The following is a 25,936-nucleotide window of genomic DNA, read 5'->3' on the forward strand; positions in this document are numbered from 1 at the left end:
ACGCGGATGTCGGGGCGCGAACCCTCGACGTAGATCTTGCGCGAGTTGGGCAGCGGCTGGATGGCGGCGCTGTCCACCACCATTTCGGTATTCAGGTTGGTCGGGGCGTTCATGGCGAATCCTCGGGTTCAGGCGGTGAGGCTGCGGCTCAGGTAGACGACCAGCAGCATGTAGCCGGCGACGAAGGCGGCTTCGCTCGACATCAGCACGATGGGTTTCCAGCCCAGCTCGGCCAACTTCTCGAGCGAGGTCTTGATGCCGAGCGCGGCGATCGAGATCACCAGGCACCAGCGCGACAGCGTGGAGCTGGCCTCGACGACGGCGGGCGGCAGCCAGCCGACGCTGTTGAGCGTGGCCAGCGCGGCGAATACCACGAGAAAGAGCGGCAGGATGGGGGCCTTGGCGCCACCCGTCGCGGTTTTCTGGCGCTCGGCGTGGAAGGTCAGCGCGAGGATCATGACGACCGGCATCAACATCGCCACGCGGAACATCTTGGACAGCGTCGCGGCGTCGCCCACCTCGGGCGAGATGATCAGGCCGGCTCCGACCACCTGCGCGACGTCGTGGATCGAGCCGCCGAGGAACAGCCCGGCCTCGGCGGTCGTGAGGCCGGCGGCCTTGACGATCAGCGGGTAGAGCACCATCGCCACGGTCGAGAAGATCGCGACGCCGATCGCGGTCAGGAGGGTGTAGCGCTCGTTCTCCCGCGTCGCCGGCAGCGTCGACGAGATCGCCAGCGTGGCCGAAATGCCGCAGATGCCGGTGCCGCCGCCCGAGAGCAGGCCGAGCATGGACGGCAGGCCGAGCACGCGCGCCATCAGGAGGCCGAAGCCTATGGTCAGCGCGACCGCGCCGATCAGCGCGCCGACGCCGGCGAGGCCGAGCGCGCTCACGTCGCTGGCGACGATGCGCGCGCCCAGGAGGGCGACGCCGAAACGCACCAGCTTCTTGGCCGAAACCTCGATGCCGGGCAGGCATTTCTCGGTGTCGGACAGGAAGTGGAAGGCAATGCCGATCAGGAGCGCGTAGAGGAATTGCGGGCCGCCGTAGTGCTCGGAGACGAAGGTGGCGGCCACGGCGATGACGCCGCAGAGCATGAAGCCCGGCAGCAGGCTGCGTGTCCGCGTCAGCACGGACGGGAAGGGAAGGGCGAGTTGGGAAAACATGTCGTCGGGCTCCGGGGCGTGGGGTCACCGAAAAGGCGTCGCCTTGCGCCTCCCGGGCGGGCCGGGAGGCGGCGCTTGCCGCCCGTCAGGGGCGGCATTGGCTCAGACGTAGTCCTTGTACTTGTCGAGCAGTCGGGTGGGTTTGGCGAGGGCGTCGCGGCGGAAGGGGTCGCCGAGTTCGCGGGTGCAGAGGATCTCGACGATGCAGGTTTTGCCGTGGTTCATCTGCAGGTCGATGGCTTTTTTCAGCGCGGGTCCGACGTCCTCGAGGCGGTCGACGACGATGCCCTCGGCGCCCATGGCGCGGGCGATTTGGGCGAAGCTGGGGTTGTCGAGTTCGCCGGCGACGAAGCGGCGGTTGTAGAAGTCGACCTGGTTCTTCTTCTCGGCGCCCCACTGGCGGTTGTGGAACACCACGGCGGTGACCGGGATGTTGTGGCGCACGCAGGTGAGGGTTTCCATCAGGCTCATGCCCCAGGCGCCGTCGCCGGCGTAGGAGACGGCCGGGCGGTGCGGCGCGGCGACCTTGGCGCCGATGATGGTGGGGAAGGCGTAGCCGCAGTTGCCCCAGCTCATGGCGGCGAAGAAGCTGCGCGGTTTCTCGAAGCGCAGGTAGCTGTTGGCGACCGAATTGATGTTGCCGATGTCGGTGGACACCATGACGTCGTCGGGCATCGCCTTCTCGAGTTCGCGCAGCACCTGGCGCGGGTGCAGGTAGTGTCCGCCGTTGAAGGTGCGTTCGCGCTTTTGCTCCTCGATCATGTCGAGGCTGAACGCGTCGCGCTCGTGGGTCCACTCGTCCAGTTCCTGCTCCCAGGCGGCCTTCTCGGTGGCGATGACGTCGGCGCGCGCTTCGCGGCTGGCGTCGCAGGCGAGGGTGCGGTTGGCGAGGCGCTGGGTGAGGGCGACGGCGGCCGCCTTGGCGTCGCCGCAGATGCCGACCGAGATCTTCTTCACCAGGCCGAGCATCTTGTGGTCGGCGTCGATCTGGATGATCTTGGCGTGCTTCGGCCAGTAGTCGAGGCCGTGCTGCGGCAGGGTGCCGAACGGGCCGAGGCGGGAGCCGAGCGCGACCACCACGTCGGCGCGCGCGATCAGCTTCATCGCCGCCTTGGAGCCCTGGTAACCGAGCGGGCCGCACCACAGCGGGTGGCTGGCCGGGAAGGAGTCGTTGTGCAGGTAGCTGTTGACCACCGGCGCGCCGAGGCGCTCGGCCAAGGCCTTGCATTCCTCGACGGCGTCGGCCATCACTACGCCGCCGCCGGAGATGATCACCGGGAACCGGGCGTTGGCCAGCAGCTCGGCCGCCTCGTTGAGGCTGGCTTCGCCGCCGGCGCCGCGGTCGAGGCGGCGCGGCTGCGGGATCTCGGCCTTGATCTCGCCGTAGAAGTAGTCGCGCGGGATGTTGAGCTGGGTCGGGCCCATCTCGGCCATCGCGCGGTCGAAGCAGCGCGCGGTGAACTCGGCCATGCGGGCAGGATGGGTGACGTGTCCCTGGTACTTGGTGAATTCCTGGAACATCGGCAGCTGTTTGGCTTCCTGGAAGCCGCCGAGGCCGATGCCGGTGGTGCCGGCTTCCGGGGTGACGATCACCACCGGGCTGTGCGCCCAGTAGGCGGCGGCGATCGAGGTCACGCAGTTGGAGATGCCGGGGCCGTTCTGGCCGATCACCACGCCGTGGCGGCCGGAGACGCGGGCGTAGCCGTCGGCCATGTGGCCGGCGCCCTGTTCGTGGACCACCGGGATCAGGCGGATGCCGGCGGGGGCGAAGATGTCCATCGCGTCCATGAAGGCGGAGCCCATGATGCCGAACATCTCGGTCACGCCGTTGGCGGCCAGGGTTTCGACGAAGGCTTCCGAGGGGGTCATCGTTTGCGGGCCGCTGGCGGCGGCGGTGTTGCGATCGCTCATGGGGGCGTCTCCGTTGCGTCAATAAAACGGAACCAATCGTTCCGGAAAGTGTTGCTTGACTGGCAATGTAGGGCGAAGTCGCGCGCCGGTCAACAATAAATTTCAATAAACGGTACAATTTGTATCTAAAAGTGAAACTCGACTAAGATGAGGCCAACATGAACGACGACACGCGCCCGAGCCGGGGCGACGCGAAACTGGACGGCGACACGCCGACGCTGCGGCTGTTCGCGCTGCTGGAGGTGATCGCCGGCAAGGACCGGCTGTTCACGCTGCAGGAGCTGGTCGAGGAGACCGGGCTGCCGAAGCCGACGCTGCACCGCATGCTGCAGCAGCTGGAATCGGCCGGCATGCTGCAGCGCGACGGCGACGGTCGGCAGTACGGTACCGGGCTGCGGCTGCGGCGGCTGGCGGAGACGCTGCTGCTGAACGACACCGCGCACGGCGCGCGGCACGCGGTGCTGCGCCAGCTGGTCGAGGAGGTCGGCGAGAGCTGCAACCTGACCGCCTTCTCGGGCGGCGAGGTGCTGTACCTGGACCGGGTGGAGACGGCGGCGCCGCTGCGCTTCTACCTGCATCCGGGGTCGCGGGTGCCGGCGCACTGTTCGGCGACCGGCAAGCTGTTCCTGGCGCAGCTGAGCGCGGCGCAGCGGCGGCGGCTGCTGGCGCACGCGCCGCTGGCGCGCTACACCGAGCGGACGCTGACCGCGCCCGAGGCGCTGGAGGCGGAGATCGCGCGGGTGGGTCGGGACGGTTACGCGCTGGACGACGAGGAGTTTCTGCCGGGACTGGTGTGCGTCGGGGTGCTGGTGCCGGCGGCGGACGGCGGCCCGTCGAACCTGGGTCTGGCGCTGCAGGCGCCGGTGATGCGGCTGAAGGCGGGCGAGGCGGCGCGTCACCTGCCGGCCTTGCGCCGCGCCGCCGCCGCCATCGCCGCCATCGCCGCCATCGAGGCGGACGGTGGCCGACTGAATAAAGGGGAGGAGGACTAGCGTTCTTGCGTCCTTCTCCATTTGGCGCGGCGGGCGCCGACCCGCCCGCCGCAAAGCTTGGCCGAGGCGCGAGCCCGGCGGCAAAAGGAGAGGGATGTGACAGAGAACCCATACGGCCGGCCCGACAAGCTGGTCTCCGCGCGCGAGCTGTTCGGCGTCGACACCGAGCTGATGGTCCCGGCTTTTTCCGAGCGCGACGACCATGTGCCCGAGGTCGACGACGCCTACCGCTTCGACCCCGAGGTGACGCTGGCCATCCTGTCCGGCTTCACCCGCGACCGCCGCGTGATGGTCCAGGGCCTGCACGGCACCGGCAAGTCGACCCATATCGAGCAGGTCGCCGCGCGGCTCAACTGGCCCTGCGTGCGCGTCAACCTCGACGGCCACATCAGCCGGCTCGACCTCGTCGGCCGCGACGCGATCGTCGTGCGCGACGGCCGCCAGCTGACCGAATTCCAGGAGGGTATCGTGCCGTGGGCGCTGCAGCGCCCGGTCGCGCTGATCTTCGACGAGTACGACGCCGGCCGGCCCGACGTGATGTTCGTGATCCAGCGCATCCTCGAGCGCGACGGCAGGTTCACGCTGCTCGACCAGAACCGGGTGATCCGCCCGCACCCCTATTTCCGGCTGTTCGCCACGGCCAACACCGTCGGGCTCGGCAACCTCAACGGCCTGTACCACGGCACGCAGACGCTGAACCACGCGCAGATCGACCGCTGGAATATCGTCGCGACGCTGGACTACCTGCCGCGCGAGGCGGAGGCCCAGATCGTGCTCGCGCGCGTGCCCGAGCTGGCCGACGAGACCGGCCGCGCCCGGGTCGACGCGATGGTGGCCTTGGCCGAACTGACCCGCAAGGGCTTCGCGGCGGGCGACGTGTCGACCCTGATGTCGCCGCGCACCGTGATCACCTGGGCGGAGAACTGCCAGATCTTCCGCGACCCGGCGCTCGCCTTCCGGCTGACCTTCCTCAACAAGTGCGACGAGGCCGAGCGCCCCGTCGTCGCCGAATATTTCCAGCGCTGCTTCGGCCGCGAGCTGGGCGCGGTCGCGTCGCCCGGAGCGCTGTCGTGAGCGCCGCCGGGCAAGGCCGGCGGCAGCGGCTCGCGGCGTTGTGCGCGGCGTCGGTGCGTGCGCTGACCGGCGACGCGGCGCTGCACTACCGCGGTGGCCGGCTGTGCCGCGAGCTCGCGCCCCTGCCGCTTTTCGCGCCCCACCTGCACACCGATCCGGACGTCGACGACCTCGCGTCGCTGCGCGGCGCCGCCGACGCGTCGGCGTTGCGGCTGCTGCATTCCGACCCGGTACTGCACCGGAGCCTGTGCCCGCAGGATCCGGTCGAGCGCCTGGTCTTCGAGCTCTTGGAGCAACTGCGCTGCGAGAGCCGGCTGCCGCCGGCGATGCCTGGGCTGGCGGCGAATCTGCGCCACCGTTTCGAGGCCTGGTCGCGCGACTTCGCCCGCAGCGGCCTGCTCGAGGGACAGCTGGGCATCCTGCTCTACACGGTGTCGCAGGTCGCGTGGTCGCGGCTGACCGGCTGGCCGGTGCTCGAGGACACCGAGGACACGATAGAGGCGACGCGCGCGGCCATCGTGCCGGCCATCGGCGCCTCTCTGGCTGGCCTGCGGCGTTGCCGGGGCGAGCAGTCGGCCTTCGCCGTCCACGCGCTCGAACTGGCGCGCGTCGTCGGCCAGAGCGTGCGCGAGGCGCGCGCCGCCGGCGGGCGGGAGGACGGCGACGACGAGGAGGGCGGCGCGCGGGCGGGCTTCGCGCTGCTGCTCGACTTCGACGACGAGGCAGCCGACGTTTTCCCCGTCGCGCCGAGTGGCCGCAGCCGCGTGCTCAACGCGTCGGCGCAGGGCTACCGCGTCTACACCACGCGCTACGACCGCGAGGTCGACGCCGGCCAGCTGGTGCGCGCCGCGCTGCTGCGCGAGTACCGCGAACGTCTCGACCGGCGCATCGCCGGGCTCGGACTCAACCCCGCCCGGCTCGCGTGCGCGCTGGCGGCGGCGCTCGCGCGGCCGGCGCGCGACGGCTGGTCCTTCGGCGAGGAGGAGGGGCGGATAGACGGCGCGCGCCTCGCACAGATCGTCGGCTCGCCGGCCGAGCGGCGCGTGTTCCGCCAGGAGCGTTGCACGCCTCGGGCCGACTGCGTCGTCGGCTTCCTCGTCGACTGTTCGGGTTCGATGAAGGCGTCTATCGAGCCGGTGGCGGCGCTGATCGACGTGCTGGTGCGCGCGCTCGAGGCGGCCGGCGCGACGACCGAGGTGCTCGGCTTCACCACCGGCGCCTGGAACGGCGGCCGCGCGCGCGCCGACTGGCTGGCGCGCGGCCGTCCCGCCGAGCCGGGGCGGCTCAACGAGCTCTGCCACATGGTGTTCAAGGACGCCGACCGGCGCTGGCGGCGCGCCCGCGCCGACATCGCCGCCTTGCTGAAGGCCGACCTGTTCCGCGAGGGCGTCGACGGCGAGGCGGTCGAATGGGCGTGCGGGCGGTTGCTCGCGCGCGGCGAGGCGCGCCGCCTGCTGGTCGTCGTTTCCGACGGCAGCCCGATGGACGGCGCGACCGGCCAGGCCAACGACCCCTTCTACCTCGACAACCACCTGAAGGCGGTGGTCGCCCGCCACGAGGCGGCGCGCGACGTCGGCATCGTCGCCGTCGGCGTCGGGCTCGACCTCTCGCCCTACTACCGGCGCAGTCTGGCGGTCGACCTGTCGCGGCCGCTCGACGCGGCGCTGTTCGGCGACCTCGTGCGGCTGATCGGCTCCGCCGCCCGGCGCTGAAGCGTGGCTCTCGCACGCAAAGACGCCGACCGGGCAAGCCGGTCGGCGTCTTGTTTTGCCCGGTTCAGAGGGCGAAGCGGCTCAGCCTTTCGTCCTGCTGCTCTACCTGTTCGGCGACCGCCGCGCAGTGCCCGGCCTGTTGCCGCGCCCCCTCGTCGAGCGCGTGGCCGATGTCGCGGATGTGCCGGGTGTTGCGGTCGATCTCGCCGGCCGCCGCGCTTTGTCCGCGCGCCAGTTCGGCGATCTGCCGGTTCAGCGTGTCGATGCGGTCCATCGCCTCGCGCGTCCGGCTCAGCGACGCCTTCGCCGAGTCCGCCTCGGCGGCGCCGCCGGCTGCCGCCTCGCTAGTCGCCCGCATGCGCGCCTCGGCCAGGCCCACACCTTGCTGCAGCTGTTCGATCATGCCGCGGATCTCGTGCGTGGAAGACTGGGTGAGCGAGGCCAGCGCGCGCACCTCGTCGGCGACGACCGCGAAGCCGCGTCCGGCCTCGCCGGCGCGCGCCGCCTCGATCGACGCGTTCAGCGCCAGCAGGTTGGTCTGGTCGGCGATGCCGGTGATGGTGGTCAGTATGGTTTCGATGTCGCGGCTCTGTCGGGACAGCTCGACGATGGCGCGGCGGGTGTCGGCCGTTTCCTCGGCCAGCAGGCCGACCGCCGTGGCGGTGCGCGCGACGACGGCCGCGCCCGTCTCGGTTTCGGCCCTGGCCGAGACGGCGGCCTCGGCGGCCTCGCCCGCGTGCCGCGCGACCTCGAGGGCGGTGGCGCTCATCGCCGCCATCGCCGCGGCGAGCCGGTCGATCTCGCCCATCTGCTCGTGCAATTGCGCGGCCGCGTGTTCCGCCTCCTGCGCGCTCTGGCTGCTGGCGGCGCGTACGGCCCGGGCGCGCGCCGCGACGTCGCCGATCAGCGATTGCAGCGACTCCAGCATGCGGTTGAACTCGGCCGACAGTCCGGCGATCTCGTCGCGGCCGTTCTCGGGCAGGCGGCGGCTCAGGTCGCCGCCGCCCTGGTTGAGTTCGCGCAGCGAATCGCGCAGCCGCGACAGCGGCCTGAGCTGGCGGGCGACGAGTGCGGCCAGGATCAGGAGGCTGAGCAGCACGCCGGCCGCGGTGCCGACGGCGGCGCGCGTGCTGAGCGCGTCGGCCTCGCGCATCACCGCGGCTTCGTCGAGCACCACGCCGACGTACCAGTCGACGCCCTTGACGCCCGACAGCGGCACGAAGGAGACGATGAGGCGCGTCTGGCCGACGTCGACGACGCGCGGCGCGCGCTCGAGGGCGGGCCTCTGGCCGCCGAACAGGCCGGCGTAGGGTTGGCCGAAGCGCTTGGCGTCCGGGTGGGCGATGATCGCGCCGTCGCGCGCCATCAGGAAGGCGTAGCCGGCGCCATTGAAATTCAGCGTGTTGACCGCGTCGGAAACGGCCTTCAGGCTCAGGTCGCCGCCGAAGGCGCCCATGAAGCGGCCGCGGTCGCTGAGCTTGCCGACGGCCGAGATCAGGATCTGGCCGGTGGCCACGTCGGGGTAGGGCGCGGTCAGTACCGCGTGCTTGCTTTCCCGGGCCAGCCGGTACCACGGACGCGTGCGAGCGTCCCAGCCGGGCGGGTTCCACGACGGGGTGTTGGTGATCCGCGCGCCGTCGCGCTCTAGCCCGCCGAACACGAGCAGGAAGGACTGTCCGAGCAGCGGGCGTTCGAAGGCGCGCTGGATCTGCGCGTCGCCGAAGTCGGCGTCTACGGTCTGCGACACCATGTCGACCAGCGCGAGCCGGGCGTTCAGCCAGTGCTCGATCTGGCGCGCGAGCGTGGCGCCGCTCTCGCGGATGTTGGCCTCGGCCTGCTCGCGCAGGCTCGCGCGCACCTCGTGGACCTGCCACAGCGACAGCAGGCCGCACGAGAGCAGCAGGACGGTGGCGGCGGCGAGGCCGACCTTGTGCGAAATCTTCATCGGGGCATCCTTACGGTGGGGTCCGCTAGGCGCCGGCCGCCGCCTGCGCCCAGCGCAGCAGCGTGGGCAGCATCAGGTGGCAGCCGATCAGGATCAGCGTGGCGAAGGCGAGGCGGCGGGTCGTCGGCGCCGAGAAGGGCGGCGGCCAGCGCCGGCCGGCGACGGTGGCCAGCGCCACCGCCGGCACGGCCAGCGCGCTTTGCCACCAGATATCGGCGGTCAACTGGCCCTGCCAGGCGGTGAACAGCGTGCGCGTGCTCGAGGTGACGGTGAAGATCAGGATCAGCACGCAGCGGATCTCGAGCAGGCTCATCGGCTGGCGGTAGAACTGGAAGATCAGCGGCGGGCCGGAGACGCCGAACAGGCCGCTGAGCAGGCCGCCGAACACGCCGCTGACGAAGAAGCTGCCGTCGCCGGACCGCCGCGCGAGCGGCGCCGGGCGCAGCGCGGCGCTCAGCCCGCCGTAGACGATCACCGCGCCGAGCAGCAGTTGCAGCAGGTCGGCGGCCGCGTTCGACAGGTAGTCGAGCAGCAGCACGCCGGCGACGATGGACGGCAGGATGCCGGCGCTCGCCGCGCGCACCGCGCGCCAGTCGACGTGGTGCAGCCGGCCGGGCAGCGCGACGGCGCTGTTGGCCAGCGTCACCAGGCTGACCACGGCCGCGACCGAGGCGAGCGGCGCGAGGCCCAGGCTGCTGGTCGCGCCCATTACGATCATGCCGAGCCCGAAGCCGGTGACGGTCTGGAAATAGCTCGCGACCGCCATCAGCGCGAGAAAGGGCAGCAGCGTGTCGGCGCTCATCGCGTCAAGCCGGCGGCGCGCGCGGCCTGCGCCTGGACCACGGTCACCGCGATGACGTGGAACACGTCGTCGGCGCTGCAGCCGCGCGACAGGTCGTTGGCCGGTTTCCGCAAGCCCTGCAGCAGCGGGCCGATCGCCTTCGCGCCGCCGACGCGCTCGGCCAACTTGTAGCCGATGTTGCCGGCCTCGAGGTTGGGGAAGACGAGCACGTTGGCGCGGCCGTTCACCGCCGAGTTCTCGACCTTGCGCTCGGCGATCTCGGCGACGATGGCCGCGTCCAGTTGCACGTCGCCGTCGATCGCGAGGCCGGGGCGCTGCGCCCTGACGCGCCGGGTCGCGTCGACCACCTTGTCGACCGCCGCGTGCCGGGCGCTGCCGCTGGTCGAGAACGACAGCATCGCGACGCGCGGCTCGTCCATCAGCAGGCTTTGGGCACTGTCGGCCGCCGCCATCGCGATCTCGGACAGCTCCTGCGCGTCGGGCTCGACGACGAGGCCGCAGTCGGAAAAAATCAGCCCGCCCTTGAGCGTGTGGAAGGGCTCGCACAGCATCATCAGGAAGAAGCTCGAGACCAGCTTGAACGCCGGGTCGACGCCGATGATCTGGATCGCGTGGCGCACGACGTCGGCGGTGGGGTGGACGGCGCCGGCGACCGAGCCGTCGGCGTGGCCGAGCGTCACCATCAGGTTGGCGAAGCACAGCGGCTTGAGCGCCTCGCGCCTGGCCTCGTCGAGCGTCATGCCCTTCTTCTGGCGCAGCGCGAACAGCTTGTGCGCGAACGAGGGCGCGAGCGCCGAGGTGGCCGGGTCGACCAGCTCGATGCCGTTCAGCTTGACGCCGGCCGTCTGCGCCTCGCGCCGGATCGCCTCCTCCTTGCCGACGATGACGATGCGCGCTATCCCTTCGCGGTTCGCGCGTTCGGCCGCGCGCAGGATGCGCTTGTCCTCACCTTCGCACAGCACGATGCGCAAGGGCCTTGCCCGGGCGCGCTCGACGATGCGGTTGATCGCTTTCATGGTATTCGCTCCTCGAAGAGTGGGGCAGGCCGCGCGGTCTCTGCGGACCGGTCGCGGCCCGGGCCGGGTGCGGACAAGGCCGCCCCCGGCCCGGCATTGGCTCAGACGTAGTCCTTGTACTTGTCGAGCAGTCGGGTGGGTTTGGCGAGGGCGTCGCGGCGGAAGGGGTCGCCGAGTTCGCGGGTGCAGAGGATCTCGACGATGCAGGTTTTGCCGTGGTTCATCTGCAGGTCGATGGCTTTTTTCAGCGCGGGTCCGACGTCCTCGAGGCGGTCGACGACGATGCCCTCGGCGCCCATGGCGCGGGCGATTTGGGCGAAGCTGGGGTTGTCGAGTTCGCCGGCGACGAAGCGGCGGTTGTAGAAGTCGACCTGGTTCTTCTTCTCGGCGCCCCACTGGCGGTTGTGGAACACCACGGCGGTGACCGGGATGTTGTGGCGCACGCAGGTGAGGGTTTCCATCAGGCTCATGCCCCAGGCGCCGTCGCCGGCGTAGGAGACGGCCGGGCGGTGCGGCGCGGCGACCTTGGCGCCGATGATGGTGGGGAAGGCGTAGCCGCAGTTGCCCCAGCTCATGGCGGCGAAGAAGCTGCGCGGTTTCTCGAAGCGCAGGTAGCTGTTGGCGACCGAATTGATGTTGCCGATGTCGGTGGACACCATGACGTCGTCGGGCATCGCCTTCTCGAGTTCGCGCAGCACCTGGCGCGGGTGCAGGTAGTGTCCGCCGTTGAAGGTGCGTTCGCGCTTTTGCTCCTCGATCATGTCGAGGCTGAACGCGTCGCGCTCGTGGGTCCACTCGTCCAGTTCCTGCTCCCAGGCGGCCTTCTCGGTGGCGATGACGTCGGCGCGCGCTTCGCGGCTGGCGTCGCAGGCGAGGGTGCGGTTGGCGAGGCGCTGGGTGAGGGCGACGGCGGCCGCCTTGGCGTCGCCGCAGATGCCGACCGAGATCTTCTTCACCAGGCCGAGCATCTTGTGGTCGGCGTCGATCTGGATGATCTTGGCGTGCTTCGGCCAGTAGTCGAGGCCGTGCTGCGGCAGGGTGCCGAACGGGCCGAGGCGGGAGCCGAGCGCGACCACCACGTCGGCGCGCGCGATCAGCTTCATCGCCGCCTTGGAGCCCTGGTAACCGAGCGGGCCGCACCACAGCGGGTGGCTGGCCGGGAAGGAGTCGTTGTGCAGGTAGCTGTTGACCACCGGCGCGCCGAGGCGCTCGGCCAAGGCCTTGCATTCCTCGACGGCGTCGGCCATCACTACGCCGCCGCCGGAGATGATCACCGGGAACCGGGCGTTGGCCAGCAGCTCGGCCGCCTCGTTGAGGCTGGCTTCGCCGCCGGCGCCGCGGTCGAGGCGGCGCGGCTGCGGGATCTCGGCCTTGATCTCGCCGTAGAAGTAGTCGCGCGGGATGTTGAGCTGGGTCGGGCCCATCTCGGCCATCGCGCGGTCGAAGCAGCGCGCGGTGAACTCGGCCATGCGGGCAGGATGGGTGACGTGTCCCTGGTACTTGGTGAATTCCTGGAACATCGGCAGCTGTTTGGCTTCCTGGAAGCCGCCGAGGCCGATGCCGGTGGTGCCGGCTTCCGGGGTGACGATCACCACCGGGCTGTGCGCCCAGTAGGCGGCGGCGATCGAGGTCACGCAGTTGGAGATGCCGGGGCCGTTCTGGCCGATCACCACGCCGTGGCGGCCGGAGACGCGGGCGTAGCCGTCGGCCATGTGGCCGGCGCCCTGTTCGTGGACCACCGGGATCAGGCGGATGCCGGCGGGGGCGAAGATGTCCATCGCGTCCATGAAGGCGGAGCCCATGATGCCGAACATCTCGGTCACGCCGTTGGCGGCCAGGGTTTCGACGAAGGCTTCCGAGGGGGTCATCGTTTGCGGGCCGCTGGCGGCGGCGGTGTTGCGATCGCTCATGGGGGCGTCTCCGTTGCGTCAATAAAACGGAACCAATCGTTCCGGAAAGTGTTGCTTGACTGGCAATGTAGGGCGAAGTCGCGCGCCGGTCAACAATAAATTTCAATAAACGGTACAATTTGTATCTAAAAGTGAAACTCGACTAAGATGAGGCCAACATGAACGACGACACGCGCCCGAGCCGGGGCGACGCGAAACTGGACGGCGACACGCCGACGCTGCGGCTGTTCGCGCTGCTGGAGGTGATCGCCGGCAAGGACCGGCTGTTCACGCTGCAGGAGCTGGTCGAGGAGACCGGGCTGCCGAAGCCGACGCTGCACCGCATGCTGCAGCAGCTGGAATCGGCCGGCATGCTGCAGCGCGACGGCGACGGTCGGCAGTACGGTACCGGGCTGCGGCTGCGGCGGCTGGCGGAGACGCTGCTGCTGAACGACACCGCGCACGGCGCGCGGCACGCGGTGCTGCGCCAGCTGGTCGAGGAGGTCGGCGAGAGCTGCAACCTGACCGCCTTCTCGGGCGGCGAGGTGCTGTACCTGGACCGGGTGGAGACGGCGGCGCCGCTGCGCTTCTACCTGCATCCGGGGTCGCGGGTGCCGGCGCACTGTTCGGCGACCGGCAAGCTGTTCCTGGCGCAGCTGAGCGCGGCGCAGCGGCGGCGGCTGCTGGCGCACGCGCCGCTGGCGCGCTACACCGAGCGGACGCTGACCGCGCCCGAGGCGCTGGAGGCGGAGATCGCGCGGGTGGGTCGGGACGGTTACGCGCTGGACGACGAGGAGTTTCTGCCGGGACTGGTGTGCGTCGGGGTGCTGGTGCCGGCGGCGGACGGCGGCCCGTCGAACCTGGGTCTGGCGCTGCAGGCGCCGGTGATGCGGCTGAAGGCGGGCGAGGCGGCGCGTCACCTGCCGGCCTTGCGCCGCGCCGCCGCCGCCATCGCCGCCATCGAGGCGGACGCGCAAACGAGGGTCAAGCAAGCGCCGGACGATTGAGCCGCCCGCAGGGGTGGCCGCGCCGGGGCCGTTCCGGAAGAAGGGGGGGGAGGTATGAGGATTATCGTTCTGGGGGCCGGCGTGGTGGGCGTCGCGTCGGCCTGGTATCTGTCACGCAACGGCCACGAGGTGACGGTGATCGACCGCAGGGACGCGCCGGCGAGGGAGACGAGCTTCGCCAACGGCGGTCAGATATCGGTGTCGCACGCCGAGCCCTGGGCCAACCCGCACACGCCGCTCAAGGCCTTGCGCTGGCTCGGCAAGGAAGACGCGCCGCTGCTGTTCCGGCTGCGGGCCGACCCGCGCCTGTTGGGCTGGACGCTGCGCTTCCTGCGCGAGTGCACGCCGGGGCGGACCCGGGAGAACATCCGCCGCATCGTCGAGCTGGCGCTCTACAGCCGGCGCTGCCTTGGCGAGCTGCGCCGCGAACTGTCGCTCGACTACGACCAGCTGCAGCGCGGCATCCTGCACGTCTACACGGACCGCAACGAGTTCGACAGGGCGACCCGTGCGGCGGCCGTCCTGCGCGAACACGGCTGCGACCGGCGGGCGGTGTCCGCCGACGAGTGCGTGAAGATAGAGCCTGCGCTGGCGCTCGCCCGCGACAGGCTGGTCGGCGGCGACTATACGCCGGAGGACGAGTCGGGCGACGCCCGCCGTTTCACCGAGGGCCTGGCCGGTCATTGCCGGCGGGCCGGGGTGGAATTCGAGCTCGGCCAGGCTGCCCTGCGCATCGAGGCCGAAGGCGGGCGGATCGCCGCGGTCGTGACGGCCGACGGCAGGCGCCATGTCGCCGACGCCTACGTCGTCGCGCTGGGGAGCTACAGCCCCTTGTTGCTGGCGCCGCTCGGCGTTTCGCTGCCCGTCTATCCCGCCAAGGGCTACTCGGCGACCATCCCGTTGTCCGACGACAGTGTCGCGCCGACCGTCAGCCTCACCGACGACGGCCACAAACTGGTTTTTTCGCGTCTGGGCCAGCGGCTGCGCGTCGCGGGGACCGCCGAGTTCACCGGCTTCGACCTCGGCCTCAATCCCATCCGCTGCGACGCGCTGATCCACCGCACGAGGATGTTGTTCCCTGACTTGAACCCCGACGGCCCGCCGCAGTTCTGGTGCGGGCTCAGGCCGGTGATGCCGTCTGGCGTTCCGGCCATCGGGCGCCTCGGCTATCCCAACCTCTGGGTCAATACCGGTCACGGTACCCTGGGCTGGACGATGGCGTGCGGCTCGGGGGCTGCCCTGGCCGAGCTCGTCGACGGGCGGGCCCCGCCGCTCGACTTTCCGTTCCGCTAGCGTGCCCGGTTTTGGGCTGCGGATGCGTCCCGCGAAGGCGGCAGTGAAGTGCCTGTTCGATGTGATTTGCTTCATATGAAACTTTATGGGTGTCGACAGGGGGGGCGGGAGGATCGGCCCGGTTCCGGTGTAGCACGCGTCGCCGGCCGTGTTGCTTGCGCTGCTGTGGGGTGTGAGCCTGGCTGGCTTCGGGTGGTCCGGCGCGGCTTGCCTTGGCCGCATTTCTTTTACGCCCTCGGCGAGCCGGGTCCGGATCGACGGGAGGTGATTGTTCAGTAAAAACCTGTTTATGGCGTAAGGAATTTAAACCAAACAACGCGACTTGTGCGCAAAAACAAAATCTTCACATAAAACCATCTTGCCGGGTGATGACAGGATGATACCGATGGCATATAGTGGCGGCGTTGGGAGGCGACTTCCGACTTGGTATGGATGGGATTGGGGCGGCCTCGGCCGCCCGTTTTTCTTTGCGCCTCAGCCGGCCAGCCCTTCGATCAGCGCGATCTCCTGCGCATAGCTCAGCCCCTTCATCTTGTCGAGCAACGCTCGCGCGTCGACCCCGAACTCGCGGTCCGGTTCGGCGTCGATTAGTTGCGCTTCGACCACCAGCCACAGGCCACGGCAGGAGGCCGCCGATTCGAAGCCGACCCCGTGGAGCGCGGCGGCGACCAGTTTGAGCTCGGCGTCGCTGAAAATGCGCGACAGCGTCGCCTGTTCGCGACGCACCATTTCGGCGTAGCGGTCGTAGATCTGCTGCATGCGCGCCGGCGACAGGTCGGCGTCCGCCTCAGCCGCTGCGCCGCCGCCGAGCGCGGCCTCGACCATCGGCAACTCGGCGCTCAGCTCCTCGCGCCAGCGCTCGGCCAACTGGTCGCGAAAGTGCGGCGTCTGCGTGAAGGCCAGCTCCGGGAACAGCATGTCGGGCAGCAGTTCGGGCGACAGTACCTGGCCGTTGACGAGCGCGATGCCGTCCGGGTTCAGCGTCAGCGAACCGCGCCATTCGCCCGATTCGCCGGTCGCGAGGTTGTCGATCAGCGCCTCGAGGTAGGGCGGCGCCATGCCCTGGCCCTCGTCGTCGACCACCACGCGCAGCGTCAGGTCGAACAGCGCGTGCTTGGCCACCTCGAGCATCTGCAGGCCGTCCTGGTGGCCCAGCAGGATGAAGCGGTCGCCGGTCTCGTAGACCGCCACGTCCTTGTCGTCGCGCGCCGGCTTGAACAGCGACGCCGACAACGAGGCTTCGAGCGCGTTGAGGTCGGCGTGCGCCAGGTCGAGCCCGGCGCGGAAGCCGGCGTGTTCGTGCCACAGGGCGTTCCAGTCGTACATGGGGATTCTCCAGATCGAAACGGGCGAAGTGTACCGAAACGGCCGAAACGGCCCAAGCGGGGCGGCGCGGCGCGCAGGGCTTCGTGACTTCGTGCAAACCATGATAGAATCTCGCGATTTTTCTCTCCGCCCACAAAGCGCACCATGACCCGTCAAATCCGCAACATCGCCATCATTGCCCACGTCGACCACGGCAAAACCACCCTGGTCGACCAATTGCTGAAACAGAGCGGCACCTTCCGCGAGAACCAGCAAGTCGACGAGCGCGTGATGGACAGCAACGATCTCGAACGAGAGCGTGGCATCACCATCCTCGCCAAGAACACCGCCATCGAGTACGAAGGCGTGCACATCAACATCGTCGACACCCCGGGCCACGCCGACTTCGGCGGCGAGGTGGAGCGCGTGCTGGGCATGGTCGACGGCGTGGTGCTGCTGGTCGACGCGGTCGAAGGCCCGATGCCGCAGACCCGCTTCGTGACCAAGAAGGCGCTGGCGCTTGGCCTGCGCCCGATCGTCGTGATCAACAAGATCGACCGTCCGGGCGCGCGCCCGGACTGGGTGGTCGACCAGACCTTCGACCTGTTCGACAAGCTCGGCGCCACCGACGAGCAGCTCGACTTCCCGATCATCTACGCCTCGGGCCTGTCCGGCTTCGCCAAGTACGAACTGGCCGACGAATCCGACAACATGCGGCCGCTGTTCGACACCGTGCTCAAGCACGTGCCGACCCCGTCGGGCGATCCGGAGGCGCCGCTGCAGCTGCAGATCTCGGCGCTCGACTACTCGACCTACACCGGTCGCCTCGGCCTCGGCCGCATCCTGAACGGCCGCATCAAGCCGGGCCAGGTTGTCGTCGTGATGAACCATGAAGACCAGGTCGCACAGGGCCGCATCAACCAGGTACTCGGCTTCAAGGGCCTGGAGCGCGTGCCGGTCGAGGAGGCCGAAGCCGGAGACATCGTCATCATCTCGGGCCTGGACGACATCGGCATCGGCGTGACCATCTGCGACCGCGACGCGCCGGTCGGCCTGCCGGTGCTGTCGGTCGACGAACCGACGCTGACGATGGACTTCATGGTCAATACCTCGCCGCTGGCCGGCACCGAGGGCAAGTTCGTCACCAGCCGCCAGATCCGCGACCGCCTGACCAAGGAGCTGCTGACCAACGTCGCGCTGCGCGTCGAAGACACCGAAGACGCCGACGTGTTCCGCGTCTCCGGTCGTGGCGAGCTGCACCTGACCATCCTCTTGGAAAACATGCGCCGTGAAGGCTTCGAGCTCGCGGTCGGCAAGCCGCGCGTCGTGTTCAAGGACATCGACGGCGTCAAGTGCGAGCCGTACGAGAACCTGACCATCGACCTCGAAGACGGTCACCAGGGCGCCGTGATGGAAGAACTCGGCCGCCGCCGCGGCGAGCTGACCAATATGGAGTCGGACGGCCAGGGCCGTACCCGCCTCGAGTACCACATCCCGGCTCGCGGCCTGATCGGTTTCCAGGGCGACTTCCTGACCATGACCCGCGGCACCGGTCTGATGAGCCACGTGTTCGACGACTACGCGCCGGTGAAAGCCGACATGCCGGGCCGTCACAACGGCGTGCTGATCTCGCAGGAAACCGGCGAAGCCGTCGCCTACGCGCTGTGGAACCTGGAAGACCGCGGCCGCATGTTCGTGTCGCCGGGCGACAAGCTGTACGAGGGCATGATCATCGGCATTCACAGCCGCGACAACGACCTGGTGGTGAACCCGCTCAAGGGCAAGAAGCTGACCAACGTCCGCGCCTCCGGTACCGACGAAGCGGTGCGCCTGACCACCCCGATCAAGCTGACGCTGGAATCGGCGGTCGAGTTCATCGACGACGACGAGATCGTCGAGATCACGCCGAAAAACATCCGTCTGCGCAAGCGCTTCCTGCAGGAGCACGAGCGTCGCAAGAGCAAGAACGCCTGAGGCGGTCGGCTGACCGATGGAAAAGGGCACCCTGCGGGGTGCCTTTTTTGTGTCTGTCGTCCGGGGGGCTGTCCTTGGATCCGGGATGCCTGAAGCAAAAGGCCGCGTTGCGCGGCCTTTTGCGTCCAAGGTCGGCCGGGGCTCGGCCAACCTTGTTTCTTTCCGGCTTACTTTGCGGCCGAGGCGTCGGTCTTGGCCGCCGGCGCGCCGACGGTTTCCCACTTGCCGGCCTTGAGCTGGTACAGCGCCACGGTGCCGTTCTTGATGTCGCCCTTGGCGTCGAACTCGATCGGACCGGTCACGCCGTCGAACTTGGTCTTGGCCAGTTCCGGCAGGTATTTCTTCGGGTCGGCCGAGCCGGCGCGCTTCATCGCGTCGATCAGCACGCGGGTTGCGTCGTAGGTGTACGGTGCGTAGGCCTGGATCTCGGCGCCGAACTTGGTCTTGAACTTCTCGTTGAACGACGCGAAGCCCGGCATCTGGTCCTTGGGCGCGCCGGCGCTCGACGCGTAGGCGTTCTCGCCGTCCTTGCCGGACAGCTTGACGAACTCGGCGGTATTGATGCCGTCGGCGCCCATGAAGGCGGCCTTCAGGCCGACCTTGGCCATCTGCTTGACCATCGGGCCGGCCTGCGCGTCCATGCCGCCGTAGAACACCAGGTCGGGCTGCTCGCCCTTGATCGACGTCAGGATGGCCATGAAGTCGGTCGCGTTGTTGGTGGTGTACTCGCGTTTGACCACCTTGCCGCCGGCTGCTTCGACCGCCTTGGCGAAGTCGTCGGCCAGGCCCTGGCCGTAGGTGGTGCGGTCGTCGATCACCGCGATCTTTTTGGCGTTCAGCGACGCGGTCGCGAACCTGGCCAGCGCCTCGCCCTGCTGCGCGTCGTTGGCGATGATGCGATAGGTATTGTTGTAGCCCTGCTGGGTGAATTTCGGGCTGGTGACCGAGGCGGCGACCATCGGGATGCCGGCGTCGGAATAGATGCGCGAGGCCGGGATGGTGGCGCCCGAGGTCAGGTGACCGACCACGCCGGCCACGCCGGCGTCGACGAAGCGCTGCGCGACCTGGGTGGCGACCTTGGGGTCGGCCTGGTCGTCTTCGGAGACGACCTCGAACTTGGCCTGTTTGCCGTCGAGAGTCAGCCCTTCGGCGTTGGCCTCGTCGACGGCGAGCTTGACGCCGTTGTCGCTGTCGCGACCCCAGTGGGCGAACGGGCCGGTCAGCGGGTTGGCCGAGCCAATCTTGACGACGATTTCGCCGCCCTGGGCGGCCTGTTTCGGCGCCTCGGCGCTATCGGCGGCCTTGTTGCACGCGGCCAGCGCGGCGACGCCGGCGGCGATGAGGGTGTAGCGGAAGAACTGCATGGAATTGCCCTTGTTCGTTTAAGACGCAAGCTGTCTGTAATCGGGTCGTCAGGGCCATGCCCATGTGGTGCTTGTGGCACGCATGGTCGGTCGGCGCGCGGGCGCGGGGTGGGCGTCGCGGCCGGGCACGGTGTCGCTTGTATACAATCGACACCGTGGACGCATGACGACTTTTTATCCCTTTCGCCGTGGCCGGTCAAGCCTTTCGCAGGAAAGCAGCGCATCGTGGCGAACTTTTGAAGGTTTTGCCGGTTCGTGGCATTGGAAAATGAGAATCGGCGCCGTCGCCGGGGGCGTGCCGGCAAGAAAAAACGGCGCCCGCAGGCGCCGTTCACGTGAGCGGTGAAAGGGCTTACTGGGCTGCGGCCGGGCCGCCGACCGTGCTGATCACCTCCCATTTGCCGCCCTTGGCCTGGTAGACGGTGACCGCGCCGTTCTTGATGTCTCCCTTTTCGTCGAACTGGATGCGACCGGTCACGCCGTTGTAGTCGGTCTTGCCGACTTCGGGCAGGAAGGCCTTCGGATCGGTCGAGCCGGCGCGCTTCATCGCCTCGACGAGCACGCGTACCGCGTCGTACTCGTACGGCGCGTACAGCTGGATCTCGTCGTTGAACTTGGCCTGGAAGCGCCGGTTGAAGTCGGCGAAGCCCGGCAGCTTTTCCTTCGGCATGCCCGGGCTGGACGCGTACTGGCCTTCGGCCGCGTCGCCGGCCAGCTTCATGAACTCCGGCGTCTGGATGCCGTCGCCGCCCAGCAGCTTGGCCTTGAGGCCGAGGCGTTTCATCTGCTTGGCCATCGGTCCGCCTTGCGCATCCATGCCGCCGTAGAACACCAGGTCGGGGTTGGCGGCCTTCAGCGAGGTGAGGATGGCGTTGAAGTCGGTGGCGGTGTTGGTGGTGAACTCGCGCTTGATCACCTGGCCGCCCTTGGCCTTGACCGATTTCTCGAACTCGTCGGCCAGGCCCTGGCCGTAGGCGGTGCGGTCGTCGATGATCGCGATCCTCTTGGCCTTGAGGCCGTCGACGGCGAATTCGCCGAGCGCCTTGCCCTGCTGCACGTCGTTGCCGATCACGCGGAAGGCGGTCTTGAAGCCTTGCTGGGTGTAGGCCGGGTTGGTCGCCGACGGGGAAATCTGCGGGATGCCGGCGTCGGCGTAGATCTTCGACGCCGGGATGGTGGTGCCCGAGTTCAGGTGGCCGACGACGGCGACGACCTTGGCGTCGACCAGCCGCTGCGCGACCTGGGTGCCGATTTTCGGGTCGGACTGGTCGTCTTCGGACATCAGCTGGAACTTCACCTTCTTGCCGCCGATTTCGACGCCCTCGGCGTTCAGTTCGTCGATCGCGAGGATGGCGCCGCGCTCGTTGTCCTTGCCGAAGTGGGCGATCGGGCCGGTCATCGGCGAGACCTGGCCGATCTTCACGACGAGATCGCCGTTGGCGTCGGCCTGCGGCGCGGAGGCATCGCCGCCGGCTGGTTGGTTTTGCTTTCCGCAGGCCGCGAGGGCGAGAGCGGCGGCGGCGAAAAGGCTCAGTTGCGCGATCTTCTTCATGTGTTTCCCCTGGTTTGCGACTTCGTAGGAATCGTTATTCGACGCGGCGGCGATAAAAAAATCGCGCCGAAACGCGATTTGATTATTGGTAGGGCATGAGAAGACTGTCAACGCGGGCCTCGCGCCGCTCGGGTGCCGCGCTTTCAGCGTGTTGTCATCCTGCCGCACCCAGCGCGCGTGCGCGCGCGAGCCGCGCGGCCGTATCGGGCTGCGCGCGCGTCCAGCCGGCCAGCTGCGCCTCGACGATGTCGGCCAGCATCGCGATCGCATCCGGCGCCTCGTTCAGGCAGTCGATGTAGCGGTAGTCGCCGCCGCCGGCGGTCAGGAATACTTCCTTGCCTTCGACGGCGATCTCCTCAAGCGTTTCGAGGCAGTCGGACACGAAGCCCGGGCAGACGACGTCGACGCGGCGCGTCCTGGCGCGGCCCAGTTCGCGCAGCACGTCGAAGGCGTAGGGCTTGAGCCATTCGGCGCGGCCGAAGCGGCTCTGGAAGCAGACCGCGTAGTCGTCGCGCGACAGGCCGAGCGCCTCGGCCAACAGCCGGCCGGTGACGTGGCACTCGCAGTGGTAGGGGTCGCCCTTGTCGAGCGTGAAGCGCGGCACGCCGTGAAAGCTCATCACCAGCTTGTCCGGGCGGCCGTGCGCCTGCCAGTGCGCACGGATCTTGCGAGCCAGCGCCGCGATATAGCCGGGGTGGTCGTGGAAGTGGCGCACGGTGCGTATTTCGGGCATGTTGCGCAGCTTCATCAGCGTGCGGAACACCGCGTCGAGCGCGGTGCCGCTCGACGAGGCGGCGTACTGCGGGTAGAGCGGCAGCACGACGAGACGGTCGACGCCTCGCGCGCGCATGGTCTGGATCACGCTCTCGACCGACGGCGCGCCGTAGCGCATCGCGAAGTCGACGACGAGGTCGCCGTGGCCGCGCTGGCCGAGCTGCTCGGCGAGCAGCCGGGTCTGCTCGCGCGTGTGCACCAAGAGCGGCGAGCCTTCGGTCTGCCAGATGGTGGCGTACTTCTCGGCGCTTTTCTTCGGGCGGACGTTGAGGATGACGCCGTTGAGCACGAACCACCAGACCGCGCGCGGAATCTCGATCACGCGGCGGTCGGACAGGAACTCCTTCAGATACGGGCGCAGCGCCTTCGCGGTCGGCGCCTCGGGCGTGCCGAGGTTGACGAGCAGCACGCCGGTGCGCGCCGGCCGGTCGTGGCGGAATTCGGGTTCGGTGAGGTAGGGCATGTTTTGTCGTGGACAAAGAAACGCCGACCAGCGTAGCGGGGTCGGCAGAAAAGTCAATGCCGGGGTTGGCCGAGTCCCTGACAAGGCTCGGCCAACCCCGGCGGTCATTCCTCGCGCGCGGGGACGAGCACGGTGCGGTTGCCGTTGCTCTCCATCGGCGACACGAGGCCGGCGGCCTCCATCTGCTCGATCAGCCGCGCGGCGCGGTTGTAGCCGATGCGCAGGTGGCGCTGCACCGACGAGATCGACGCCTTGCGCGTCTTGAGCACGACGGCGACCGCGTCGTCGTACAGCGCGTCGGTTTCGGCGTCGCCGTCGCCGGCCGTGCCGAATTCGCCGCCGCCCGCGCCGTCGTCGCCGGCGCCGCCGGTCAGGATGCCTTCGACGTAGTCGGGCTCGCCGGTGGTCTTGAGGTGTTCGACCACCTTGTGCACCTCGTCGTCGGCGACGAAGGCGCCGTGCACGCGCAAGGGGTAGCCGGTGCCCGGCGGCAGATAGAGCATGTCGCCCTGGCCGAGCAGGCTCTCGGCGCCCATCTGGTCGAGGATGGTGCGCGAGTCGATCTTGCTCGACACCTGGAAGGCGATGCGGGTCGGGATGTTGGCCTTGATCAGGCCGGTGATCACGTCGACCGACGGGCGCTGCGTGGCCAGGATCAGATGGATGCCGGCGGCGCGCGCCTTCTGCGCCAGGCGCGCGATCAGCTCCTCGATCTTCTTGCCGGCGACCATCATCAGGTCGGCCAGCTCGTCGATGACGACGACGATCAAGGGCAGCGTCGCGAGCGGCTCGGGCTCGTCCGGCGTCAGGCTGAACGGGTTCGGGATCTTCTCGCCGGCCTTGTCGGCGTCGCGAATCTTCTGGTTGTAGCCGGCGAGGTTGCGCACGCCGAGCTTGGACATCAGCCGGTAGCGCTTTTCCATCTCGGCCACGCACCAGTTGAGCGCGTTGGCGGCGTGCTTCATGTCGGTGACCACCGGCGCCAACAGGTGCGGGATGCCCTCGTAGACCGACAGTTCGAGCATCTTCGGGTCGACCATGATCAGCCGTACCTCGGCCGGCGTCGCCTTGTACAGCAGGCTCAAGATCATCGCGTTGATCGCGACCGACTTGCCCGAGCCGGTGGTGCCGGCGACCAGCACGTGCGGCATCTTGGCGAGGTCGGCCGAGACCGGCGCCCCGGCGATGTCCTTGCCCAGCGCCATCGCCAGGCGCGAGCCCATCGCCTGGTAGCTCTCCGAGCCGACGATCTCCGACAGCCGGACGATCTGCCGCTTCGGGTTGGGCAGCTCGAGGCCCATATAGGTCTTGCCGGGGATGGTCTCGACGACGCGGATGCTGACCAGGGACAGCGCGCGCGCCAGGTCCTTCATCAGGTTGACGATCTGCGCGCCCTTGACGCCGACCGCCGGTTCGATCTCGTAGCGGGTGATGACAGGGCCAGGGTAGGCGGCGACCACCTTCACCTCGACGCCGAAGTCGGCGAGCTTCTTTTCGATCAGCCGCGAGGTGTACTCGACCGTGTCGGCCGATACCACCTCGCCCTGTTCCTTGGCCGGCTCCAGCAGTGCGAGGCCCGGCAGCTCGCCGCTTTCCGGGTCGGCGAACAGCGAGGTCTGTACCGGCCTGGGCGGCTTGGGCGACAGCGCTACGTCGAGCACCGGCGGCTCGGCCTTGGGCGGCGCCGCGGGTTTGGCCGCCGGTTCGGGCTTGGACGGCGTGTCGAGCCACGGCGGCGACGGCTGCTCGGCTTTCTTCTTTCCGGTCTCGGGCTTGAGCTCACGGCCGGTCTCGCGCTCCTTGCGCGCCCGCCAGGACTGCCAGGCGGCGAGCGCCTTGTCCTCGATCAGGCCGCCCAGCCGTTCCATGACGTCCAGCCACGACACGCCGGAGAACAGCGAGAAGCCGATCGCGCCGAGCACGGTCAACAGCAGCGTGGCGCCGGTGACGCCGAAGGCGGTCTCGAAGCCGCCGCCGACGAAGCGGCCGAACAGACCGCCGGCCGACAGCGGCAGCGCGAGCGCCTTGCCGCCGAGCCAGACCGCCTCGAGGCTGGCCGAACCGAGCAGCAGAAGGAAAAAGCCGACCGAGGCGACGACGGTGACCGGGTTGACCTTGAGGCCGAGCGTCTCGATGCGGCGGTAGCCCCAGCCGATCGCGACCACGCAGAAGCTCACCAGCCACCAGGCCGAGTAGCCGAACAGGTAGAGCAGCAGGTCGGCCAGCCAGGCGCCGAAGCGGCCGCCGTAGTTGCGCACCGTCGGGTCGGACGAGCTGTGCGACCACGACGGGTCCAGCGGCGAGAAGCTCGCCAGCACCAGCACCAAGTAGATCGCGGCGACCGCCATCAGCAGCCACCAGGCCTCGCGCAGCAGGGCGGTGAGCCGCGGTGGAAGCGGCGCAGCATTGTTCTTGACCGCGGCCTTACGTTTGAAAAGACGCATTGCAGGACTTCAGGCTATGACAGGCGGGGATTATAACGGCTGGCGACCGGTTCAGCGCGGATACAGCGCGCCGAGCACGCGCGGCCCGGCCGCGCCGGTCACCGCCGGCAGGTTGCCGCTTTTGCGCTGCAGCAAACGCCAGCCCAGCCAGGCGAAGGCGGCGGCCTCGACCTGCTGCGAGTCGAGGCCGAGCGCGTCGGTGACGTCGATGCGCAGCGCGGGCAGCCGCTCGGCCAACCTTTTCATCAGTGCGCCGTTGCGCGCGCCGCCGCCGCACACGTAGAGCTCGACGGTGGCCGGCGCGTGGCGCACGAGCGCGTCGGCGATCGTCGTCGCGGTCAATTCGAGCAGTGTCGCCTGCACGTCGGCGGGCGAGAGCGCCTCCCGGCCGGCGAGGTGGCGCTGGAGCCAGGCCAGGTCGAACAGGTCGCGACCGGTGCTCTTGGGCGGCGGCGCGGCAAAATAGGGCTCGGCCAACAGCGCCGCCAGCAGCGCCGCGTCGACGCGGCCGCTGGCGGCCCAGGCGCCGTCGGCGTCGAAGTCGCGGCCGAGCTGCTCGCGCGTCCAGGCGTCCATCAGCATATTGCCGGGGCCGGTGTCGAAGCCGATCACCGGCGCGCCGGGCGACAGCCGGCTCAGGTTGGCGATGCCGCCGACGTTGAGAATGGCGCGCGCCTCGTCGGGGTGGCCGAACAGCGCCTCGTGGAAGGCCGGCACCAAGGGCGCGCCGTGGCCGCCGGCGGCGACGTCGCGGCTGCGAAAGTCGCCGGCGACGTCGATGCCGCACAGCTCGGCCAACCTCGCCAGGTTGCCGATCTGCAGCGTGTAGCCCTTCTCGGGCGCGTGGCGGATGGTCTGGCCGTGGCAGCCGACGACGGCGACGGCGTCGCGCGCGACGCCGGCCGTCGCCAGCAGCGCGTCGACGGTGGCGGCGTACAGCTCGGCGAGCCGGTTGCCCAGCCGCGCGGCGCGGTCGAGCTCGTTGCCGTCGACCGCCTGCAGCGCGAGCACCGCGTCGCGGACCTCGGCCGGGTAGGGCAGCGTCGCCTCGGCGACGAAGGCGGGCGGGGCGGTGTCGGAAAAACGCATCAGCACCGCGTCGACGCCGTCGAGGCTGGTGCCCGACATCAGGCCGACGCAGAGCGCGCCGTCGCGGGAATCGGTCAGGTTTTGCATCCGGCCATTATGCCCGAAAGGCCGGTGCGCGCGCTTTCGGCAGCGCGAACGCCCGGCCTGGGCCGGGCGTTCGTGGA

Annotated in this window: 18 protein-coding genes; 6 read left to right on the forward strand and 12 right to left on the reverse strand. The window is 69.3% G+C overall.

What is annotated here, in order from left to right; genetic code table 11:
• Window positions 1–128: 128 nt before the first annotated feature.
• Window positions 129–1,166, reverse strand: a complete 1,038-nt coding sequence (locus EV683_RS11870) for a YeiH family protein (protein WP_131862919.1) — start codon at window positions 1,164–1,166, stop codon at window positions 129–131.
• A 102-nt stretch (window positions 1,167–1,268) separates the two neighbouring features.
• Window positions 1,269–3,077, reverse strand: coding sequence for a sulfoacetaldehyde acetyltransferase (gene xsc, locus EV683_RS11875; protein WP_207910454.1), 1,809 nt, complete (start codon window positions 3,075–3,077; stop codon window positions 1,269–1,271).
• Window positions 3,078–3,235: 158 nt separating this feature from the next.
• Between xsc (EV683_RS11875) and EV683_RS11880 the strand changes: the two genes are divergently transcribed.
• The 3 genes from EV683_RS11880 to EV683_RS11890 all read left to right on the forward strand — a co-directional run bounded on the left by EV683_RS11880 (window position 3,236) and on the right by EV683_RS11890 (window position 6,855).
• Complete coding sequence (locus EV683_RS11880; RefSeq protein ID WP_131862920.1) at window positions 3,236–4,069, forward strand: IclR family transcriptional regulator; 834 nt, start codon at window positions 3,236–3,238, stop codon at window positions 4,067–4,069.
• Window positions 4,070–4,165: 96 nt separating this feature from the next.
• Window positions 4,166–5,143: an AAA family ATPase gene (locus tag EV683_RS11885; protein ID WP_131862921.1), complete on the forward strand. Its 978-nt coding sequence runs from the start codon at window positions 4,166–4,168 to the stop codon at window positions 5,141–5,143.
• Entirely contained in the window at window positions 5,140–6,855 is a 1,716-nt protein-coding gene (locus tag EV683_RS11890; protein WP_207910455.1) for a cobaltochelatase CobT-related protein, read from the forward strand. The genes EV683_RS11885 and EV683_RS11890 overlap by 4 nt, the downstream gene beginning before the upstream one ends.
• 64 nt (window positions 6,856–6,919) lie before the next feature.
• On the opposite strand, the gene EV683_RS11895 is transcribed toward EV683_RS11890, so the two are convergent.
• From EV683_RS11895 to xsc (EV683_RS11910), 4 genes are all read right to left on the reverse strand, one after another.
• Entirely contained in the window at window positions 6,920–8,800 is a 1,881-nt protein-coding gene (locus EV683_RS11895; RefSeq protein ID WP_131862922.1) for a methyl-accepting chemotaxis protein, read from the reverse strand.
• A 25-nt stretch (window positions 8,801–8,825) separates the two neighbouring features.
• Complete coding sequence (locus EV683_RS11900) at window positions 8,826–9,602, reverse strand: sulfite exporter TauE/SafE family protein (RefSeq protein ID WP_131862923.1); 777 nt, start codon at window positions 9,600–9,602, stop codon at window positions 8,826–8,828.
• Window positions 9,599–10,618, reverse strand: coding sequence for a phosphate acetyltransferase (gene pta, locus EV683_RS11905; RefSeq protein ID WP_131862924.1), 1,020 nt, complete (start codon window positions 10,616–10,618; stop codon window positions 9,599–9,601). The genes EV683_RS11900 and pta overlap by 4 nt, the downstream gene beginning before the upstream one ends.
• A gap of 101 nt (window positions 10,619–10,719) precedes the next feature.
• Complete coding sequence (xsc, locus tag EV683_RS11910; RefSeq protein WP_207910454.1) at window positions 10,720–12,528, reverse strand: sulfoacetaldehyde acetyltransferase; 1,809 nt, start codon at window positions 12,526–12,528, stop codon at window positions 10,720–10,722.
• A 158-nt stretch (window positions 12,529–12,686) separates the two neighbouring features.
• On the opposite strand from xsc (EV683_RS11910), the gene EV683_RS11915 reads away from it, so the two are divergent.
• Together EV683_RS11915 and EV683_RS11920 are read left to right on the forward strand one after the other, a co-directional pair.
• Window positions 12,687–13,514, forward strand: coding sequence for an IclR family transcriptional regulator (locus EV683_RS11915; protein WP_131862925.1), 828 nt, complete (start codon window positions 12,687–12,689; stop codon window positions 13,512–13,514).
• Window positions 13,515–13,568: 54 nt separating this feature from the next.
• The gene (locus EV683_RS11920) at window positions 13,569–14,807 is read left to right on the forward strand and encodes a D-amino acid dehydrogenase (RefSeq protein ID WP_131862926.1); all 1,239 of its coding nucleotides are present in this window, start codon (window positions 13,569–13,571) and stop codon (window positions 14,805–14,807) included.
• A gap of 474 nt (window positions 14,808–15,281) precedes the next feature.
• Here the strand turns inward: EV683_RS11920 and EV683_RS11925 are convergent, their stop codons facing one another.
• Window positions 15,282–16,133, reverse strand: coding sequence for a hypothetical protein (locus EV683_RS11925; protein WP_131862927.1), 852 nt, complete (start codon window positions 16,131–16,133; stop codon window positions 15,282–15,284).
• A gap of 144 nt (window positions 16,134–16,277) precedes the next feature.
• On the opposite strand from EV683_RS11925, the gene typA reads away from it, so the two are divergent.
• Window positions 16,278–18,086 carry a translational GTPase TypA gene (gene typA / locus EV683_RS11930; protein ID WP_066609533.1) on the forward strand — a complete coding sequence of 603 codons (1,809 nt, stop codon included), beginning with the start codon at window positions 16,278–16,280 and terminating at the stop codon, window positions 18,084–18,086.
• A 167-nt stretch (window positions 18,087–18,253) separates the two neighbouring features.
• On the opposite strand, the gene EV683_RS11935 is transcribed toward typA, so the two are convergent.
• From EV683_RS11935 to EV683_RS11955, 5 genes are all read right to left on the reverse strand, one after another.
• Complete coding sequence (locus EV683_RS11935; RefSeq protein WP_131862928.1) at window positions 18,254–19,450, reverse strand: branched-chain amino acid ABC transporter substrate-binding protein; 1,197 nt, start codon at window positions 19,448–19,450, stop codon at window positions 18,254–18,256.
• Between the two features lie 352 nt (window positions 19,451–19,802).
• Window positions 19,803–21,002, reverse strand: coding sequence for a branched-chain amino acid ABC transporter substrate-binding protein (locus EV683_RS11940; RefSeq protein WP_066609531.1), 1,200 nt, complete (start codon window positions 21,000–21,002; stop codon window positions 19,803–19,805).
• A gap of 154 nt (window positions 21,003–21,156) precedes the next feature.
• On the reverse strand, window positions 21,157–22,239 hold the full coding sequence (gene hemH / locus EV683_RS11945; protein WP_131862929.1) for a ferrochelatase: 1,083 nt from the start codon (window positions 22,237–22,239) through the stop codon (window positions 21,157–21,159).
• Between the two features lie 104 nt (window positions 22,240–22,343).
• The gene (locus EV683_RS11950) at window positions 22,344–24,683 is read right to left on the reverse strand and encodes a DNA translocase FtsK (protein WP_131862930.1); all 2,340 of its coding nucleotides are present in this window, start codon (window positions 24,681–24,683) and stop codon (window positions 22,344–22,346) included.
• 51 nt (window positions 24,684–24,734) lie between these two features.
• Window positions 24,735–25,859: an anhydro-N-acetylmuramic acid kinase gene (locus EV683_RS11955; RefSeq protein ID WP_131862931.1), complete on the reverse strand. Its 1,125-nt coding sequence runs from the start codon at window positions 25,857–25,859 to the stop codon at window positions 24,735–24,737.
• Window positions 25,860–25,936 lie beyond the last annotated feature (77 nt).

The organism is Crenobacter luteus (assembly GCF_004345725.1).
Taxonomy (GTDB): domain Bacteria; phylum Pseudomonadota; class Gammaproteobacteria; order Burkholderiales; family Chromobacteriaceae; genus Crenobacter; species Crenobacter luteus.